4 protein-coding genes are annotated in these 4,854 nt (G+C 67.1%); 3 read left to right on the top strand and 1 reads right to left on the bottom strand.

Annotated features, from left to right (window positions below; all coding sequences use genetic code 11):
* Window positions 1–333: 333 nt before the first annotated feature.
* The gene (locus tag RTO53_RS17415; protein WP_312238979.1) at window positions 334–915 is read right to left on the bottom strand and encodes an NUDIX hydrolase; all 582 of its coding nucleotides are present in this window, start codon (window positions 913–915) and stop codon (window positions 334–336) included.
* A gap of 184 nt (window positions 916–1,099) precedes the next feature.
* Between RTO53_RS17415 and RTO53_RS17410 the strand changes: the two genes are divergently transcribed.
* The 3 genes from RTO53_RS17410 (at window position 1,100) to RTO53_RS17400 (ending at window position 4,797) form a co-directional block, all read left to right on the top strand.
* Entirely contained in the window at window positions 1,100–2,578 is a 1,479-nt protein-coding gene (locus RTO53_RS17410) for an amino acid permease (RefSeq protein WP_312238978.1), read from the top strand.
* Between the two features lie 68 nt (window positions 2,579–2,646).
* The gene (locus RTO53_RS17405; protein WP_312238977.1) at window positions 2,647–4,074 is read left to right on the top strand and encodes an amino acid permease; all 1,428 of its coding nucleotides are present in this window, start codon (window positions 2,647–2,649) and stop codon (window positions 4,072–4,074) included.
* A gap of 81 nt (window positions 4,075–4,155) precedes the next feature.
* Window positions 4,156–4,797, top strand: coding sequence for a methylthioribulose 1-phosphate dehydratase (locus RTO53_RS17400; RefSeq protein WP_312238976.1), 642 nt, complete (start codon window positions 4,156–4,158; stop codon window positions 4,795–4,797).
* Window positions 4,798–4,854 lie beyond the last annotated feature (57 nt).

The raw sequence follows: 4,854 nt of genomic DNA, 5'->3' as shown, positions 1-4,854 counted from the left end.
CTGCGGACGGTTGTGCCGCGCTGGCGCGCGGTTGCCGAGCATGGCTCGGCACTACAGATGCACACGAAGCCCCGGGTAGAGCCGAGCCATGCTCGGCTGCCTTTCGCCCCGCGATCGCGATGCCCTGATCCAGGCATCGGATCGAGGTCGACCACGACCGCCGCGTCACCCGCCGCGGGGCATCCGGCTGCGGACGGTTGTGCCGCGCTGGCGCGCGGTTGCCGAGCATGGCTCGGCACTACAGATGCACACGAAGCCCCGGGTAGAGCCGAGCCATGCTCGGCTGCCTTTCGCCCGGCACGCGCCAGGTCCTCAAAAATCCGCCGTCCGGGGCTACCGTGCCAGCCAGCGCTTCGCCATCCGGGGCAGCGAATCGTCACCGTCCGGTGTCTCGATCGCCGCATTGGCCACGTCGCGGATATCCCGCCAGGCCAAGGCCAGGGACTCCTCACTGATCGCGAACTGCTCGCTGCCCAGCGCACGCACCACGTAACGGGCATCGTAGTGCCAGTGACCGGGTACGTCCCTGCGCTCGGGGATCCAGTGCTTGTCGATGTCGAACAGCTCGCCATCCTCCAGCACCAGCCCGCTCAGCCCGGATTCCTCCTCGGCCTCCTTCAGCGCCACCCGGGCCAGGTTGCGGTCGCCGTCGGCGTGGCCGCCCAGCTGCAGCCAGCGGTCCAGCTTGCGGTGGTGGGTGAGCAGGACGCGCGCGCCGTCGGTGCTGACCAGCCACGCGCTGCCGGTGAAATGGCCGGCCAGGCGCTGGCGCAGGAACGGGTCTTCCGCATCGTCCAACAATGTGCTGAATTCGTCAGCCAAGGCGGCGTGTTCAGGCTGGCGCCGCGCATATGCGGCCAGTTGGGCACGCAGTTCGGCATCAGCAACGGCAATGGATTCAGGGTCGATCGACATGGGGGCGGGGGCGCAGGGCGGAATTTGTCGATTATCGCCGGCCCATGCTGCATTTGTGCTTGTGCGCGGGCTTCAGCTTTGGCTAAGGTACAGCGGGCCCCGCACCGTTGGGGCGCCCAGTTGCCATCAGGGTGTGCGGCAAAGTACCGCGCACCTCACCTTTGTCCATTTAGGGAAGCACTGCATGCTGAAGTCTCTGTTGAGGGTAAAACCGGTTGAACCGGCCGGGCACGTCGATGCCGGTGAACCCATCGAAGGCAGCCTGGACGGCGAAGCCACGTTGAAACGGACCCTCACGGCGAAACACCTCATCATGCTCGGCATCGGTGCGGTGATCGGCGCAGGTATTTTCGTGCTGACCGGCCAGGCCGCCGCCAACCATGCCGGCCCCGCGGTGATGCTGTCCTTCGTCTTCGCCGGCTTCGCCTGCGCGCTGGCCGGCCTTTGCTACGCCGAGTTCGCGGCGATGATGCCGGTCTCCGGCAGCGCCTATTCCTACTCCTACGCCACCCTGGGCGAAGGCATGGCCTGGTTCATCGGCTGGTGCCTGGTGCTGGAGTACCTGTTCGCCTCGGCCTCGGTGGCCGTGGGCTGGTCGGCCTACCTGATCAGCTTCATCACCACCACGCTGCACATGCCCTTCCCCGACGCGCTCAGTGCCGCGCCGATCGCCTGGACCGGGCAGGAGTTTGTTTCCTCCGGCAAGCTGTTCAACATGCCGGCGGTGCTGATCGTGGCGGCGGTGACCGGCCTGCTGTACGTAGGCGTGACCCAGTCTGCCTTCGTCAACGCCATCATCGTGGCCATCAAGGTCTTCGTGATCTGCCTGTTCATCGGCATCGGCGCGGCGCATGTGGACCCGGCCAACTGGCATCCCTTCATCCCCGAAAACACCGGCGTATCCGGCGAATTCGGCTGGAGTGGCGTGTTCCGCGCGGCCACCATCGTATTCTTCGCCTACATCGGCTTCGATGCGGTCTCCACCGCTGCCGGTGAAACCAAGGACCCGCAGCGCAACATGCCGATCGGCCTGCTCGGCTCGCTGGCGGTGTGCACCGTCGTCTACATCATCGTCTGCGCGGTGCTGACCGGCATGCTGCCGTACCACCTGCTGGGCACCGACAAGCCGGTGGCCACCGCGCTGGAAGCCTACCCGAGCCTGTCCTGGCTGAAGACCGCAGTGGAAATCGGCGCGATTGCCGGCCTGTCCTCGGTGGTGCTGGTGATGATGATGGGCCAGACCCGCATCGCCTACACGATCTCGCGCGACGGCCTGCTGCCGAAGATCTTCGGCAAGGTGCACAAGCGCTTCCGCACCCCGTACTGGGCCACGATTGTCGTGGGTGTGCTGGCGGCCGCGCTGGCCGGCCTGGTGCCGCTGAACGTGCTGGGCGAACTGGTGTCGATGGGCACCCTGCTGGCCTTCGCCACGGTCTGCATCGGCGTGCTGATCCTGCGCTACACGCGCCCGGAACTGCCGCGTCCGTTCCGCGTGCCGCTGGTGTGGATCATCTGCCCGCTGGGCGCGCTGTCGTGCCTGTTCCTGTTCTGGCAGGCGTTCGCGGTGCATTGGCACCTGTTCCTCGGCTGGACGCTGCTGGGGCTGTGCATCTACTTCGGCTACGGCATCCGCCACAGCAAGCTCAACAAGACCTCCACCTGAGTGCTGCCGGGCCGGCCTTGCGCCGGCCCGGTGTTTTGACACGTCGCACCTGAGAAGAAACCCAAACCATGTTCAAGCAACTGTGGGCCACCAAGCACCCCCACGCCGCCCATGAAGACGCCAACGGCCTGAGCCTGGTCCGCACCCTCGGCCCGTGGGGGCTGACGGCGCTGGGCATCGGCGCGGTCATCGGCGGCGGCATCTTCGTGATTACCGGCCAGGCGGCGGCCAACCACGCCGGCCCGGCGATCATGCTGTCCTTCGTGCTGGCGGCGATCTGCTGCGCGTTCTGCGCGATGGCCTACGCCGAGTTCGCGGCGATGGTGCCGGTGTCGGGCAGCGCCTACACCTACACCTACGCCACCTTCGGCGAGCTCTCGGCCTGGTTCATCGGCTGGATGCTGGTGCTGGAATATGGCGTCTCCGCGTCGGCAGTGGCGGTCAGCTGGACCGGGTACTTCCTGAGCCTGCTGAGTCATTTCGACATCCACCTGCCGGCGGCGCTGGTCAGCGCCCCGCTGGACGCGCAGCTGCGCCCGACCGGCGCGATCGCCAACGTCCCGGCCGCCACCCTGGTGCTGCTGCTGACCTGGCTGTGCTATGTGGGCATCAGCAAGTCCTCGGCGATGAACATGGCCATGGTCGTGCTCAAGACCGGGCTGATCGTGCTGGTGATCATCGCCGGCTGGAAGTACGTCGACCCGGCCAACTGGACCCCGTTCATCCCCGCCAACGAGGGGCCGGGCAAGTACGGCTTCGAAGGCGTACTTCGCGGCGCGGCGATGGTGTTCTTCGCCTACATCGGCTTCGAGGCGGTGTCGGTGGCCGCGCAGGAATCGCACCGGCCGCAGCGCGACATGCCGATCGGCATGCTGCTCTCGCTGGTGATCTGCACGGTGTTGTACATCGCCATGGCCGCGGTAATGACCGGGCTGGTGCCCTATGCGCTGCTGGGCACCGATGAGCCGGTGGTCACCGCCGTGGCCGCGCATCCGCAGCTGGGTTGGCTGCGCATCGTGGTCGAGATCGGCGCACTGATCGGCCTGTCCTCGGTGGTGCTGGTGATGATCATCGGGCAGCCGCGCATCTTCATGATCATGGGCCGCGACGGGCTGCTGCCGCCGGTGTTCACCAAGATCCATCCCAAGTACCGCACCCCGCACATCAACACGGTGATCACCGGTATCGGCATCGCTTTGCTGGCCGCGTTGTTCCCGCTGGACATCCTCGGCGAGCTGACCTCGATGGGCACGCTGATCGCCTTCGCGGCGGTCTGCGCCGGTGTGCTGATCCTGCGCCGCACCCAGCCGGACCTGCCGCGTCCGTTCCGGATGCCGATGGCGTGGCTGATCTGCAGCCTGGGCGTGCTCAGCTGCGTAGCGCTGCTGACCGCGATGACCGCGCACAACTGGATGCTGATGGGCGTCTGGACCGCCGTGGGCTTTGCGATCTATTTCGGCTACGGCTACCGCCACAGCCGCCTGCGCGGCGAGTAAGGGGCCTGCGCCGGCCGCTGGCCGGCGCCACGCAACGCCAGAACGCAGCGGGAATCATCGAAGCGCCGTAAAATACCCGCCATGACCACCCCCACCTTCCCCTACGACACCGCCCGCCTGAGCGAGCTGGCCCAACTGCTGATCGACAACGTCCGCGAGCTGGCCCAGGCCGGCTGGACCCCGGCCACCAGCAGCAACTTCTCGCACCGCCTGGATGACCGCCATGCGGCGATCACCGTGTCCGGCAAGGACAAGGGGCGGCTGGTGGAGGACGACATCATGGTGGTGGACTTCGACGGCAAGGCCGTCGGCCGTCCGCTGCGCCCGTCGGCCGAAACGCTGCTGCACACCCAGCTGTATCGCCGCTTCCCGGAGATTGGCTGCGTGCTGCACACCCATTCGCCGGTGCAGACGATCGCCTCGCGTCTGTACGCGCCGCAGGGCCACATCCGGCTGGAAGGCTACGAGCTGCTCAAGGCCTTCCACGGCAACAGCACCCACGAGATGGCCATCGACGTGCCGGTGTTCGCCAACACCCAGGACATGGACGTGCTCTCGGCGCAGGTCGATGCCCTGCTCGACACGCAGCCCCTGTGGGGCTACCTGATCGACGGCCATGGCCTGTACGCCTGGGGCCGCACCATGGCCGAAGCGCGCCGCCACATGGAAGCGTTCGAATTCCTGCTGCATTGCGAGCTGGAACTGCGCAAACTGCGCGGCTGAACGGCCGTGCCGGCCTTCGGTCCACGCCGCATACCGGGGGTAGTGCCGGCCGCTGGC

This window comes from Stenotrophomonas sp. (assembly GCF_031995405.1).
Taxonomy (GTDB): domain Bacteria; phylum Pseudomonadota; class Gammaproteobacteria; order Xanthomonadales; family Xanthomonadaceae; genus Stenotrophomonas.
Note: the sequence above shows the minus strand (reverse complement) of the source record. Positions and strands in the feature narration are given on the sequence as shown.